Origin of the sequence: Streptomyces sp. NPDC049687, from assembly GCF_044465285.1 — a bacterium.
GTDB lineage: Bacteria > Actinomycetota > Actinomycetes > Streptomycetales > Streptomycetaceae > Streptomyces.
This window is the reverse complement of the sequence record NZ_JBITLN010000020.1, coordinates 58,591-72,091: the sequence shown is the minus strand read 5'-3', so window position 1 is coordinate 72,091 and position 13,501 is coordinate 58,591. Positions and strand designations below refer to the sequence as shown.

Here is a 13,501-nt window from a genome sequence, read left to right as displayed (position 1 = left end):
CTCGCGCCCTCTTGCGGGTCCGGCCTCTTTGGGCTTTCTTGACCGTCATGGCGGACACCACGGGAAACCCCACGGACACCGAGGCACCATCCGGCATCGACAACACCTCCCCCCGCAAGTCCAGCTGGAAATACATCGGCCCCGGCATCGTCGTCGCCGCGACCGGTGTCGGCGCGGGCGACCTGGTCGCCACCCTCATCGCGGGCAGCAATTTCGGCTACACCCTCCTCTGGGCGGCGGTCGTCGGCTGCCTGGTGAAGATCTCCCTCGCCGAGGCGGCCGGCCGCTGGCACCTCTCCACCGGCCGCACCCTCTTCGACGGCTGGGCGAGCCTCGGCCGCTGGACGACGTGGTTCTTCGTCGTCTACGCGGTCATCTGGGGCTTCGTCTACGGCGCGGCCGCGATGTCGTCGAGCGCGCTGCCGCTGCAGGCGCTGTTCCCGGACGTGATGGACCTCAAGTGGTGGGGCATCGCGTGCGGGCTGGTGGGACTGGTCTTCGTCTGGTTCAACAAGTACGAGGTCTTCGAGAAGGTCATGACGCTGCTGGTCGGCGTCATGTTCGTGGTGACGGTGTACCTGGCGATCCGGGTCACCCCGAACCTCCCGGACGCGCTGGCCGGCCTGCTGCCCGTCCTGCCCGACGAGAAGGACTCCGTCCTCAACACCCTCGGTCTGATCGGCGGTGTCGGCGGCACCATCACCCTTGCCGCGTACGGCTACTGGGTCAACGCCAAGGGCTGGACCGACACGGGCTGGATGAAGGTGATGCGGCTCGACAACCGCGTCGCCTACGCGACGACCGGCATCTTCGTGGTCGCGATGCTCTTCGTCGGCGCGGAGCTGCTGCACTCCGCGAACGTGGCGATCGCGAGCGGCGACAAGGGGCTCGTGCAGCTGAGCGACATCCTGGAGGCGGAGTACGGCGGGGCGACCGCCAAGTTCTTCCTGATCGGCTTCTTCGCCACCTCCTTCACCTCGCTGATCGGCGTCTGGCACGGGGTGAGCCTGATGTTCGCCGACTTCGTGGCGCGTTACCGCGACAGCGCGGGGACGACGGGCTCGGCGGTCGCCTCCGGCGCGCGCGAGCGCTCCTGGCCGTTCCGCGCCTACCTGCTCTGGCTGACCTTCCCGCCGATCGTCCTGCTCTTCCAGGGCCAGCCCTTCCGCCTGGTCATCCTGTACGGCGTCCTGGGCGCGGCCTTCCTGCCGTTCCTGGCCGGCACGCTGCTGTGGCTGCTCAACTCCTCCCGTACTCCGGGGGAGTGGCGCAACGGGCTGCTGAGCAACGCGATGCTGGTGCTGGCGGGAGTGCTGTTCCTGGTGCTGTGCGTGAAGCAGGTCTGGGACCAGCCGTGGTCGGAGTTCTTCTGAGCGGCCCGCCGCAAGGGGGTGGCCCGGCCGGCCCCGACCCGGACATTCACGGTGTGGTCGACGCGCTCAGCCACTGCGGGCTGAGCGCGATCCTCCGCAGCTGCGAGAGGGTGAGGGCGGGCGTCTCGCGGGTCGCGGCCCGGTTCTGGTCACCGGTGTTGAAGGCGGTGACGACGACCCTCAGCCCGTTCTTCCGCAGGGTGTCGGCGGTCCACATCACGACTCCCGCCCCACCCTTCTCACCGGGGCCCTGGCGGACCACCACCTGAGTTCCGTCGGCGAGCGTCTCGGCGTCGGAGCCGTAGCTGCCGGCGACGTCGGACATGCCGGGCTGCACATTGATCTGGACGAGGCTCCGGCCCTTGCCGTCGTCGACGACGAAATAGCCGTACTCGGTCTCCTGGCTGCCGCTGGAGACGACCGAGACCCCCTCGGGCAGCAGGAGCTTGAGCTTGCGCAGGATCGTCGTGCCGGACATCTCTCCGGGGCGGGTGGGGGCGGCCGGGGACAGGGCCGGCGGCTTCTGCTCGGGCAGGGCGTCGATGATCTCGCGCCACTGCGCGGCCGAGGCCAGCGCCTTCAACTGCCGTGTGTTCAGGGGCGGGTCGGTCCGGGTGATCGGCTTGTCCTTCTCCGCCGGGGAGTTCCACTCGATGACGCTGACGTGGTGTCCTGCCGGGGTGACCAGGTCGGCGCCCCACGCCTTGGTGTCGACGCGGCGGTCGGGATACTCGTAGCCCTGGTAGACGGTGATCGCGGAGCCGTCGGACAGGGTTTCGGTCGTGCAGCTGTCGAAGCCCGACTGGGTGCCCTCAGGGCAGGGCATCACCTCTTCGGACGGGTTGACGTCCCTCCCGTTCCCGGAGGTCCGGTCCAGGCCCACCGAGACGGCCCCCTCACCCTTGCCGTCGTCGAACACACCCACCGCGAGGGGCGGCAGGTCCTCGTCCGTGCCGCGCGCCTCCGTCGTGGTGAACGTGCCCCGGGGCAGGAGCCGCTGGAGCGTACGGACGACGTCGTCGGCGGAGTAGGCGGAGGACCGCTCGGGGGTGCGGCTCGCCGCGACGGAGCCGGGCTTCGGGGCGGGTGTACCGCCCCACGGCACGAGCAGCGCCCCGCCCACCCCCACGAGGGCGAGGCCGGCCGCGCTGCCCGCGATCGCGGTCCGGCGCTGCAGCTGCAGCCGCCGTCCGCGCCTCGCACCGGCGGCGGCGAGCTCGGTGCGCGGGGCGTCGAAGGTGCCGCCCGCCTCGTGCAGGGCGGCGGAGAGACGGTCCTCGAAGGGATCGCCGTGCTGGTCTGCGGGCATGGTGAACCACCGTTTCACGAGCTGTGTCGGGGTGAGGTCGAAGGGTGGGGAAGAGCCAGGGGGATGCTCAGGGCCGGACGTAGTCGCCGATGTCCTCGCCCAGCAGCTCGCGCAGCCGCCCGAGCGCCCGTGAGCACCGGGTTCTCACGGCCGCCGAGCTGGCGTTCATGGCACCGGCGGTCTCCTCGATGGACCGGTCCTCCCAGTACCGCAGCACCACGACGGCCCGGTCCTTCGCGGGCAGCCGCCCGAGGGCCTGGAGCAGCGTGAGCCGCAACGGGGTGTCGGTGCCGCTCCCGTCGGGCAGGTCGGGGAACACCTCCACGGCCCGTTCGCGGCTGCTGCGGCGCCGTTGGTGGGCCAGGAAGGTGCGGGTCAGCACGGTCTGCGCGTACCCCGCCGGGTTGTCCACCCGGGACACCCGCCCCCAGCGGACGTACAGCCTGCCGAGGGTCTCCTGAACCAGATCCTCGGCGAGGTGGGTGTCCCCGGCGGTGAGCAGACACGCGGACCGGTACAGGTGTCCGGTGCGCGCCGCCGCGAACTCGGCGTACTCGTCCGCGCGGACCTTCCTCATGCGAGTCCCCCTGTCAGGTGGCCGTGCTGTCCTCACCTCATTGATGCGGTGGGGTGGGGGAAATGTTTCAGAGGCGGCCGAAAGAGAATGCACAGGGGGTGCCGGGTAGGTTGCCGGGGTGACAGACCAGCCACCACCGCCGCCGCCTCCAGCCGTCCCGCCGGGCTTCGGTCCGCCCCCGCCCCCGTACGCGCCGGGATCGCCCCAACCCGTGGCGGGACCACCCCAGCCGGCGCCCGCCGGACCGGAGTTCCTGGCCGTCGACAAGCACAACGCGATCGTCGTCGACTCCTCGGGTGTGGGCTTCGAGATGTACGACATCACGGTCGACTTCCCCTGGCCCGAGGTCCGCAGCGTGCACTACAAGGCGAGCCCCAACGGCAAGGCGCTGATGGTGGCGGTGGTGCACCTGGACGGCCGGGTCTACGAGTGCCTGGTGAACGCGAAGCCCCGGGAACTGCTGCAGGGGTGGTTCGCTCAGTTGGCGTGGGTGCTGGGCTACTACCGCCCGATGGGATAGCAGCGCGGCCGGGCCCTGGGGGATGGGCCCGGCCGCGCTGGGGAGGGTTGGTCAGTGGGCGGTCGCGGTGACTTCGAAGCCGGCCGCCCGCGGGAGGAACTTCGTGTTGCCGTCCTTCGCCGTCGCCAGGGCGGAGACGTACCAGGTGCCCTTGGCCAGTTCGGCGGCCTGCGCCTTCGTGACCTTCAGGGTGTAGGTGCAGCGGGAGGTCTCGTCCGAGGTGCTCTCGCAGGTGGCCTTGTCCACGTGCCGAAGTTCCGCCTCGGTCGGGGCGAGCTTCGAACTCGCCGGCCAGGCGACGACCTTGAGGCTCTTGACACCGGAGGCGTCGCTGACGTCCGCGGTGAAGGTGAGCGAGCCGGCCTGGCCGTCCGAGGGGGCGACGTAACGCGCCGAGCTGTGCGCCACGGACAGTTCCGTGGCGGCGGAGGCCATCGCGAGACCGCCGGCGGCCACCCCGCCGAGAGCAACGACACCGATGAGCGAGGAGAGGAGAACGCGCTTGGACATGGGAGATCCCCCTGAGCCGGTTGGAGTGCGGAGGCGGTGGTCGACCGCTTCCTCGATGTGATCGAGCCTAGGGTCGGCGACCGGGCGCAGTCCTCGCGCTGGGGGACGATCGGCGGTTCGAACCGGAGGTGGAGGATCTGCAACCCAGGTAAGAGAACGGGATACGACTTCAGCGGGAGTCGGGCCCCTCACCTGCGGACATAGCCTGGTCCCGTCATGAATCGAACCGACGACCGGCTGCTCCCGGTCCTGTTGATCTGCGTCCAGGCCGTGGTGTGGCCGGGGTCGGCGCTGGTGCGCGGGGCCGTCCCGCCGGCGTCCGCCCTGCTCGTGGCGGCCCTGGTGGCCGGCCCGGTGACGGCCGCGCTCGCCCTGCGCCGCACCCGCCCCGTGGTCACCCTGATCCTCGTCGCCGCCGCCTGCGCGCTGGGGGCCGGGCCGCTGCCCACCGGGGCGACGGCGGTCCTGGGCACCGCGGGTGTCGCGCTGGCCCTGTTCACCGTGGCGACCGAACGCGACACCTTCACCACCGTGCTGTGCGTGGTGGCGCTCGCCGTCTGGCAGGTGCTGCAGTCCATCAGCCTGCACGGCCTCAGAGACCACGACGGACTCGACCTCGTCCTGACCGCCCTGCTGTACGCCGCCGCGTGCGGCGCCGGCCTCCTCGTACGACGCACCCGTGGCGCGCGCCGGGCGGCCGAGGAACTGCTCAGGCGGGCCGAGGCCGAGCGCCACCGGCTCCCGGCGGTCGAACGGCGCCGCATGGAAAGGGAGTTGCACGATGTCAGCGCCCACCACCTGACCGCCGTGGTGGTCACGGCGGGCGCGGCGCTGGGGTTGCGCGAGCGCCGTCCCGAACTGGCCGGGGAGGCCCTTCGGTTCGCCGTCGAGACCGGCCGCGAGGTGACCCGGGCGCTCGGCGCGGTCCGGGCCCCGGCGCCCTCCCGCGAGGACCTGCCGTCGCCGGAGGAACGGCTGCTGGGCCTGGTCGCCGGGTTCCGCCGTCTCGACCAGCGCGTGGACTGCGAGATCGACTCCCTGCCGGACGGCCTGGTCGCGGACGCGGCGTACGGCATCGTGCGCGAGGCGCTGACCAACGTGGCACGGCACGCCCCCGGTGCGGACACGAGGGTGCTGCTGCGGTACGGCGACACCGGCACGGACGTCGTGGTCACCAGCGCGGCCCCGCCGGCCGGTGCGGCGGCGCACGGCGCGGGCCTCGGCGGCGGACGCGGCCAGGGCTTTCTGCGGTCCCGGGCACGGGAGGCGGGCGGCACCCTGACCAGTGGCCCGACCGCGGACGGCGGTTGGGAGGTCCGCGCGACCCTGCCCGGCCGGACGGCCGCCCCAGTGGAGCGGGCCGTGCCCCCGGGCTACCGCCTGGCGCAGGTCGTGGCCGCCGTGGGCCTGGTCCTGCAGCCGTTGCTTCCCGCGCTGGTCATCCGGCCGGAGACCACGACGGCCGGTTCGCAGGTGTCCGCCGGCATGCTCTTCGCGCTGCTCGCGGCGGCACAGGCGGTCGCGCTGCTGTGGCTGCGCCGGGCGCCCCGCGCCGCCCAGGGCGTCCTGGTCGCTCTGGCCCCGCTCTGGCCGGTGGCGATGGCCGTCGGCGACTACACGGGCCCGGTCGTCCTGCCGCCCGCGCTGAGCATGCTCGCCACCTGCGCGGCGCTCGCCGCGGACGCGTCCCGTACGACCGCCGGATCATCCCGTGCGCGGGCGGTGTTGCCGGCGGCGGCCGCCGCCGTGCACGCGACCGCCGTGACCGCCGCCGTCCTGGACCGGGGTACGACGGTCCCCGGCTGGGCGGTCGTGGCGGGGGCGACGGCCGGAGCGTCCGTGGCGGCCGCCGCGGCCCGCTGGGGCGGAACCCTGCGGGGGCGGCGTGACCGGGCCGCCCAGGGCACCCGGAACGAACGCCTCGCCGCCTGGACCGAGGAGGCCGTCAGGGACGCGTGGGCCGAACGCCGCCGGATCGCCGCCGGCCTGGAGACGACCGTCCTGGCGCGCACCGCCGCCATGGTCACGGAGGCGGAGGAGGGCCGGCTGGACGCGACCGCCGACCGTGCCCGTGAGGCCCTGGCCGCGATGCGAGCCCTGCTGGACGCGGTCCGGGAGGGGGACACGGGCCCCGAACTGCGCCCGCAGCCCACCCTCCAGGCCCTCGACCTGCTCGCCCACCAGATCCGGGCCACCGGCCGGGCCGTGGAGATACGGCTGACCGACCGCGTACCGGAGCGACTGCCCACGGCCGTGGACCTGGCCGCCTACCATGCCGCCGAGACGGTGCTGGCGGCCGGCGGCGAGGAGCCCGCGATGCTCGAACTCGACGCGGACAACGGTACGTTGACGCTCACGGCCACCGGCGTACCCCCCGTCGCCGACGCCGCCGTACGGGAGCGGCTGACGGCGCGGATCGCGCCGCTCGGCGGCACCCTGACCACTGGCCCGCCGGGCAGGGTCCGCCTCCGGTTGCCACTCGCGCCGGTCGACGAGGAGAGAGAACGATGAGCCTCACCGTACTGGTCGTCGACGACCAGGGCATCGTCCGAGCGGGTTTCGCCGCCGTGATCGACGCCGAGGAGGACATGACGGTCGTCGGCGAGGCCGCCGACGGCGCGGCCGCGGTGCGGCTGGCCGGGGAACTGGCGCCCGACGTGGTCGTCATGGACGTACGGATGCCCGAACTGGACGGCATCGCCGCCACCCGGATCATCACCGGCGGGGAGAACGCGCCCCGGGTCCTGGTCCTGACCACCTTCGACCTCGACGCGTACGTCTTCGACGCGCTGCGCGCGGGAGCCTCCGGTTTCCTCCTCAAGGACGTCCATCCCGCCGAACTCCTCCAGGGGATCCGGGTGGTCGCGGCCGGTGAGAGCGTGCTCGCCCCGTCCGCGACGCGCCGCCTCATCGGCCACTACGCGTCGGGAGGCGGCGGCCCGGCGGCCGGGGAGGCCTCCCCGGAGCTGGACAGCCTGACCGCCAGCCAGCGCAACGTCCTCACCCTGGTCGCGTCCGGCCTCACCAACGCGGAGATCGCCGAGCAGCTCGGCATCACGGTGGGCACCGTCAAGTCCCATGTGAACGCCCTGCTCCGCAAACTCGGCCTGCGTGACCGGGTCCAGGCGACGATCCTGGCCTACGACCTGGGCCTCGCCCGTCCGAACCCACCCGGCACGCACCTCTGACCCCCACGAAGAAGGAGCCCCCCGTGACCCTCGCAGGCCGCCTGCGCCACGCCCTCACCGATGTCGTCGCCCTCGCCTATCTCGCGGTCTGCGCGGGGCTGTTGACCTGGGCCCTGGTGATGTCGGCCGTGGACGACTCGGGCGAGTCCATGGCAGGAGTCGTCCCCCTCCTCGCCACGGCCCCCGCCAGCCTGGTCCTGATCTTCCTGCCCGACCACCTCTCGATGACCCTGCTCGCCATCGTCTTCGGCGCTCTGTTCAACGCCACGATCATCGGCTGGTGCTCCCGCGCCCTGCGCGGTCGGAGCAGGTGATCGGCCTTCGGACGGGACCGCGCATGCGCCCGCCCGGCCCCGGCCCTGCCGGGAACCGGGCGTCGCCCGCTCAGCTCACCTCACCGCGACCGCCGCGTCTCACGGCAGCGCGTGCACATGCGGCCCCACCGCTGACGACCACGCGTTCCCCGCCGCCGCGTCCCAGTTCGTCGACCACGTCATCGCGCCCCGCAGGTCGGGATACGTCTTCGCGGGCTTGAAGGTGCCGCAGTTCGTGCCCTTCGTCAGGCAGTCCAGGGCGTTGTCGACCACCGTGGGCGGGACGTAGCCGCTGCCCGCGCCGCTCGTGGAGGCCGGCAGTCCGAGGCCCACCTGGGACGGGGACAGGCCGCCCTGCAGCTGGATGCAGGCCAGGGCGGTCAGGAAGTCCACCGAGCCCTGCGAGTACACCTTGCCGTCGCAGCCCAGCATCGAACCGCTGTTGTAGTACTGCATGTTGACGACCGTGAGGATGTCCTTCACGTTCAGGGCGGTCCGGAAGTACGCGTTCGACGTCGACTGCATGTCGATCGTCTGGGGTGCCATCGTCAGGACGAGCCCGGCCCCGGCCTTCGCCGACAGCGACCGCAGCGCCTGGGTCATGTACGTCGGGTTGAGGCCGTTCTCCAGGTCGATGTCGACGCCGTCGAAGCCGTACGTCTGCATCAGCGTGTACACCGAGTTCGCGAAGGCGGACGCGGAGGCCGTGTCGTTCACCGACACCGTGCCGTTCTGGCCGCCCACCGAGACGATGACCTTCTTCCCGGCGGCCTGCTTCGCCTTGATGTCGGCCTTGAACCGGTCCACCGTGTAGCCGCCCAGCCCTGCCGAGTCGAGGTTGAAGGTCACCGCGCCCGGTGTGGTCGTCGCGTCGGCGAAGGCCACCGCGATGATGTCGTACTGGGCGGAGACGTCCGAGAGGCGCTGGACCGTCGCGCCGTTGTTGAAGTTCTGCCAGTAGCCCGTCACCGCGTGCCGGGGCAGCGCACCGCCGCCCCCGCCGCCCGTCGCGGAGGTCGTCCCCGTCACCGCCGTCGACTTCGCCGACTCGCCCGCCGTGTTCGTCGCCGTCACCTGGAAGCTGTACGAGGTCGACGCCGCGAGCCCGGTCACGGTCGCCGAGGTGCCGGTCACCGAGGTCACCTTCGTACCGCCCCGGTAGACGGTGTAGCCCGTCGCGTTCGACACCCCGGACCAGGACAGGGACACCGACGACGAGGTCGTACCGGACACGGTGAGGCCGGCCGGTGCGGACGGGATCGTCTGGGCCGGGTCGCCGCCACCGCCGCCGTCGGGGCCGTAGACCGAGACGTCGTCCGCGTAGTAGGGCTGCTGGCCGTACCAGCCGTGTGTGTAGACGGTCACCGAGGTGGTCGACGAGCCGGTGGTGAAGGTCGTCGACAGCTGCTTCCAGGAGGACGAGTCGGGGGTCCACGTCGACACGTCCGTCGTGCCCGTGCCGGTCACGCCCAGGTAGGCGTAGCCGCCCTGCACCCATGCGCTCAACGCGTAGGTCGAGTTGGGCTTCACGGCCACCGTCTGGGTGCACTTGGCGTTGTCCTGGCCCGCGGGGGTGGCCTTCAGGGCGGCCGCACCGCCGTGCACGGGGGAGGAGACCGTCGTACCGCTGCCCGCGGAACAGGTCCAGTCGGTCAGGCCGGACTCGAAGCCGGCGTTCTTGGCGTTGTCGAGGTCCGCGGCGGACGCCTGAGCCGCGCCCGCCAGGGAGAGGGTGAGGGCGGCGATTGCCGCTCCCGACCGGAGCCGGGTCCATCGTGTGCGTGGGCACATGCCTTTGTGTGGGGACATGACAACAAGTTGGTCCAGACCAATTCCGTTGTCAAGGGGTCCGGTCGTGGAGGGCTCGTGTGCGCAACATGCCCTCATATGGGAGGACTTGTGAGAAGAACAGTTGGCCACCGGCTACGGAAAGCTGTTCTCCGGCCACAGGGGCGTGGTTACAGTGCTGAGGTAGTCACGCAATGAAGTCACCTCGGTGCACCGGAGTAACCCCGGTGGGCCGGGCCGCGGGAATCGGGGAGCTGCGCGTGCCAACTGCCATTGCCGTGACCGGCGCCGATCTGGCCCTGCCGCCGCAGGACGAACGGACCCTGCCCGCCGCCGTGCTCGACGGCCTCGACCGCCGGCCGCTCGACGAGGCCCTGACCGCCGTCCAACTGCTGCTCGAGCAGTACGGGCATCTGGTGGTCGTGTACTCACGGGCGGCCCCGCCGGCCGTGGAGCAGCGGCTGCACACCATCCGCTCGCTGCTCGAGAGCGACCGCATCGCGCTCTTCCGGCCCGATCTGCCGCCGCTCGGAGTCGCCGTCCTCGCCCGCCAGTTGCGCCAGCTCGCCTCCTGCGATCTCGGGCCGGGCGTGCTGGCCTCGGCGGGCCGGCTGCTCACCCACTACATCCACGCCGGCGCGCTCCTCGGGTCCGTCGCCCGGCTCGACCGTGTTCCGGTCGTCGGGCTGAAGTCGCATGCGAGGTCATGGGTTCCGGGTAGTCAGTTCGGCGTGCTCGCCCATCCCCAGGCGGAGTTGGTCAAGGCCGCCCCGGACGTCGTCCTTCCCGGTCCCGAGTTCGGGACCTGGATGCTCGTCGGCCGCGGCCAGCTGCAGTCCGACTGGGTCACCGGCACGCTCGCCCCCGCCTGGCGGGTGCAGGGCCTGCGCGAGACCGAGGCCCCGGCCGAGTCCGCCGAGTGGTGGGGAACCCCCAAGCTGATCGAGTTCTGCTCCTATCTGCCCGACCTGTCGGTCCTCTACCAGCTGGTCGCCTCGGTCCGGCAGGGCGTCTGCCACTGGTGCGGGATCGACGTCATCGGCGACCGCTGCGTGTTCTGCTCCGCCACCCCGCCGCCCGCCTCCGAACTCACCGCCCGCCCCGTCCGCGCGCTCACCGCGGGCGGCTGAGACCGCCGAAAGACCCTTCCCGCTCGACCCGACCCCCAACGAGGTTGCACGGTTTCATGAACTCCCGTCAGCGCCGCGGCGTGATTCTCCTGCTCCTGTCGGTGTTGTGCGCCCTCGCGGCCTTCGCCGGCGTCCTCTCCGTCATCGACGACGTGAACTCCAAGGTCGGCCCCGAGGTCACCGCGTACGAGCTGCGGTCCGACGTGGCGCCGTACACCCCCCTCAGCGCGGGCCAGTTCAAGAAGATCGAGATGCCCGAGCGCTGGCTGTCGGAGAACGCCGTGACCGATCTCGCCGCGATCCGCAAGAAGATCGCCGTGACGACACTCAAGAAGGGCTCGCTCCTGCAGAGCGACATGTTCGTCGACCAGCCCGCCCTGCGGCCGGGGCAGCAGGAGGTCGCGATCATGATCGACGCGGCCACGGGCGTGGCGGGAAAGATCACCCCGGGTTCCTCCGTCAACGTGTACGCCACCTTCGAGGGCGCCCGCGACACCGACCCCGACCAGTCGAAGATCATCGTCACCAACGCGCGCGTACTCGACGTCGGCGAGCTGCCCGTCCTCCAACGCGACCAGGACGACCGCGACCGGTCCGCCACCGAGGTCGTCCCGATCACCTTCGCGCTCTCCACGCTCGACGCCCAGCGCATGACCTACGCCGAGTCCTTCGCCAAGCGTGTCCGCCTCGCCCTCGTGGCCCCCGGCGGCGACACCACGGTCCCCGACCAGGACCGTACGTACGAACTCGCCACGGACAAGTGAGAGGCCGCCGCCCATGCCCACGAGGATCCTCCCGGCCGTCGGCGACGCGGACGCGGTCCGCTCCCTCACCACCCTGCTCAGCCAGCTCCCGGACGCCGAACCGGTTCCCCCGGTCGCCGACTCCACCCAGCTCGTCGACACCCTCGCCCGCCTGGCCGCCGAGTCGGTCGACGAACTCCCCGAGGTCGTCGTCGTCCACGAACGCATCGGCCCCGTACCGGCCCTGGAGCTGGTCCGCGAGGTCGCCCTGCGCTTCCCGGCGGTCGGCGTCATCCTCGTCACCACGGACGTCGGACCCGGTCTCTTCCAGGCCGCGATGGACTCCGGCGCGCGCGGGCTCGTCACCCTCCCGCTGAGCTACGAGGAACTGGCCAGCCGGGTCCAGGCCGTCGCCCAGTGGTCGGTCGGCGTACGGCGTCATCTCGGCCACGGGGCCGACGTGTTCACCGGAGTCGGCGGTACGGTCGTCACGGTCAGCGGTGCCAAGGGAGGCGTCGGCGCCACCCTCACCGCCGTCCAGATCGCCCTCGCCGCCCAGGCCTCCGGCCGCCCCACCGCCCTCGTCGACCTCGACCTCCAGACCGGCGACATCGCCTCCTACCTGGACGTCCAGTTCCGCCGCTCGGTCGTCGACCTCGCCGCCATCACCGACATCTCGCCCCGCATCCTCGCCGAGGCCGTCTTCCGGCACGACACCGGCCTGGCCCTGCTCCTCGCCCCCGGCGAGGGCGAGCGCGGCGAGGAGGTCACCGACCGAGCCGTCCGCCAGATCCTCAGCGCCCTGCGCTCCCGCTACGAGGTCGTCGTCGTCGACTGCGGCGCCCAGCTCAGCGGCGCCGGCGCGGCCGCCGTCGAGATGGCCGACCGCGCGCTGCTCGTCACCACCCCGGACGTGGTGGCCGTCCGGGGCGCCAAACGCACCGTCCGCATGTGGGACCGGCTCCAGGTCCGCAAGGCCGAGGAGACGACCGTCGTCGTCAACCGCCACAGCCGCGGTACGGAGATCCAGCCACCGCTCATCCACAAGATCACCGGCACGGCCGTCGCCGCGACCGCCATCCCCGCCAACTTCAAGGAACTCCAGGCCGCGGTCGACGCCGGCCGCGTCCACGCCCTCGACGGCAAGGGAACCGTCCGTCAGGCCCTGTGGGCGCTCGCGGCCGAACTCGGGCTGGTGAAGGCGCCGGACGGGGCCGTCGTGCGCCGGGGCGGGCGCGGGCGGGGCGGGGACCGGGGGGCGGTCGGGTTCCGGCGGCGGAAGGAGTGAGGCCATGAGGAGGCTCTTCACGCCGGCGGGCCGCCGTGACCGGGGGCAGGTCACCGTCGAGTTCCTCGGCATGACACCGCTGATCATCGTGACCCTCGTCCTGGTCTGGCAGTTCGTGCTGGTGGGGTACACCTTCACGCTCGCGGGGAATGCTGCCGACGAGGCGGTGCGGGCCGGAACGGCGGTGCCTCCGGGGCAGCGGCCGGGGGTCTGCGAGCAGGCGGGCCTGGACAAGCTGGGCGACGCGTGGAGGGGGAACGCCGAGGTGAGCTGCGGCGGCAGCGGCTATGTGACGGCCGACGTCACACTGCGCGTCCCGGTCCTCTTCCCGGGCCTGATCGACTTCCCGTTCCCGGTGCACGGCCACGCCGGCGCCGTAGAGGAAGAGGACGGCGACTGAGATGCCGTACGGACAGCGCAGGCGTGGCGACCGGGGGCAGGTGGCACTCGAGTACCTGGGGTTCCTGCCCCTCCTGTTGCTGGTGGGGCTGGCCGCCGTACAGCTCGGACTGATCGCGTACGCCGCCCAGCAGGCGGGGACGGCGGCCCGGACCGGGGCGCGCAGCGCCTCACTCGACGGGGATGTCCAGGGGGACTGCAGCCGGGCGGTGAGCAGCTGGCTGACCGTGAGCTGCCCACCCGCCTACCTGGGCGACGAGGTCCAGGTCACCGCCGAGGTCAGGATCCCGTCCGTCATCCCCGGCATCGGGAACTTCGGCACGGCCCGCAAGACGGCCACGATGCCGGTGGACCACTGAAGG

The 13,501-nt window shown here is 72.2% G+C and carries 14 protein-coding genes; 10 read left to right on the top strand and 4 right to left on the bottom strand.

Features of this window, described 5'->3' with window-relative positions; translation table 11 throughout:
- Positions 1 to 47 precede the first annotated feature (47 nt).
- Positions 48 to 1,373: an Nramp family divalent metal transporter gene (locus ACIBVL_RS39280; protein ID WP_399105347.1), complete on the top strand. Its 1,326-nt coding sequence runs from the start codon at positions 48 to 50 to the stop codon at positions 1,371 to 1,373.
- 46 nt (positions 1,374 to 1,419) lie between these two features.
- On the opposite strand, the gene ACIBVL_RS39275 is transcribed toward ACIBVL_RS39280, so the two are convergent.
- Together ACIBVL_RS39275 and ACIBVL_RS39270 are read right to left on the bottom strand one after the other, a co-directional pair.
- Positions 1,420 to 2,682, bottom strand: a complete 1,263-nt coding sequence (locus ACIBVL_RS39275) for a hypothetical protein (protein WP_399105345.1) — start codon at positions 2,680 to 2,682, stop codon at positions 1,420 to 1,422.
- Between the two features lie 67 nt (positions 2,683 to 2,749).
- Positions 2,750 to 3,259, bottom strand: a complete 510-nt coding sequence (locus tag ACIBVL_RS39270) for a SigE family RNA polymerase sigma factor (protein WP_399105343.1) — start codon at positions 3,257 to 3,259, stop codon at positions 2,750 to 2,752.
- Between the two features lie 211 nt (positions 3,260 to 3,470).
- On the opposite strand from ACIBVL_RS39270, the gene ACIBVL_RS39265 reads away from it, so the two are divergent.
- Complete coding sequence (locus ACIBVL_RS39265) at positions 3,471 to 3,779, top strand: hypothetical protein (RefSeq protein WP_399105341.1); 309 nt, start codon at positions 3,471 to 3,473, stop codon at positions 3,777 to 3,779.
- 51 nt (positions 3,780 to 3,830) lie between these two features.
- On the opposite strand, the gene ACIBVL_RS39260 is transcribed toward ACIBVL_RS39265, so the two are convergent.
- Positions 3,831 to 4,289: a DUF5707 domain-containing protein gene (locus ACIBVL_RS39260; protein ID WP_399105339.1), complete on the bottom strand. Its 459-nt coding sequence runs from the start codon at positions 4,287 to 4,289 to the stop codon at positions 3,831 to 3,833.
- A gap of 216 nt (positions 4,290 to 4,505) precedes the next feature.
- Here ACIBVL_RS39260 and ACIBVL_RS39255 point away from each other — a divergent pair, with 216 nt between their 5' ends.
- From ACIBVL_RS39255 to ACIBVL_RS39245, 3 genes are read left to right on the top strand one after another with little or no spacing between them, the layout of a single operon-like run.
- Complete coding sequence (locus ACIBVL_RS39255) at positions 4,506 to 6,800, top strand: histidine kinase (RefSeq protein ID WP_399105337.1); 2,295 nt, start codon at positions 4,506 to 4,508, stop codon at positions 6,798 to 6,800.
- Positions 6,797 to 7,477 (top strand): response regulator, encoded by a 681-nt coding sequence (locus tag ACIBVL_RS39250; protein ID WP_399105335.1) that lies wholly within the window; start codon positions 6,797 to 6,799, stop codon positions 7,475 to 7,477. Before ACIBVL_RS39255 ends, ACIBVL_RS39250 begins: the two co-directional genes overlap by 4 nt.
- Positions 7,478 to 7,500: 23 nt before the next feature.
- Positions 7,501 to 7,791 (top strand): SCO4225 family membrane protein, encoded by a 291-nt coding sequence (locus ACIBVL_RS39245; protein WP_399105333.1) that lies wholly within the window; start codon positions 7,501 to 7,503, stop codon positions 7,789 to 7,791.
- A gap of 99 nt (positions 7,792 to 7,890) precedes the next feature.
- On the opposite strand, the gene ACIBVL_RS39240 is transcribed toward ACIBVL_RS39245, so the two are convergent.
- Complete coding sequence (locus tag ACIBVL_RS39240) at positions 7,891 to 9,600, bottom strand: chitinase (RefSeq protein ID WP_399105331.1); 1,710 nt, start codon at positions 9,598 to 9,600, stop codon at positions 7,891 to 7,893.
- Positions 9,601 to 9,839: 239 nt separating this feature from the next.
- Here ACIBVL_RS39240 and ACIBVL_RS39235 point away from each other — a divergent pair, with 239 nt between their 5' ends.
- Genes ACIBVL_RS39235 through ACIBVL_RS39215 form a run of 5 tightly spaced genes read left to right on the top strand, consistent with a single transcriptional unit; the run spans position 9,840 to position 13,498 of the window.
- The gene (locus ACIBVL_RS39235) at positions 9,840 to 10,709 is read left to right on the top strand and encodes a hypothetical protein (protein WP_399105329.1); all 870 of its coding nucleotides are present in this window, start codon (positions 9,840 to 9,842) and stop codon (positions 10,707 to 10,709) included.
- Between the two features lie 56 nt (positions 10,710 to 10,765).
- Positions 10,766 to 11,473: a Flp pilus assembly protein CpaB gene (cpaB, locus tag ACIBVL_RS39230; RefSeq protein WP_399105327.1), complete on the top strand. Its 708-nt coding sequence runs from the start codon at positions 10,766 to 10,768 to the stop codon at positions 11,471 to 11,473.
- A 13-nt stretch (positions 11,474 to 11,486) separates the two neighbouring features.
- Positions 11,487 to 12,740: a CpaE family protein gene (locus ACIBVL_RS39225; RefSeq protein WP_399105325.1), complete on the top strand. Its 1,254-nt coding sequence runs from the start codon at positions 11,487 to 11,489 to the stop codon at positions 12,738 to 12,740.
- A 4-nt stretch (positions 12,741 to 12,744) separates the two neighbouring features.
- A complete protein-coding gene (locus tag ACIBVL_RS39220) occupies positions 12,745 to 13,140 on the top strand; it encodes a TadE/TadG family type IV pilus assembly protein (protein WP_399105323.1) in 396 nt (131 codons plus the stop codon).
- A gap of 1 nt (position 13,141) precedes the next feature.
- Positions 13,142 to 13,498: a TadE/TadG family type IV pilus assembly protein gene (locus ACIBVL_RS39215; RefSeq protein ID WP_399105321.1), complete on the top strand. Its 357-nt coding sequence runs from the start codon at positions 13,142 to 13,144 to the stop codon at positions 13,496 to 13,498.
- The last annotated feature ends 3 nt before the right edge of the window (positions 13,499 to 13,501 follow it).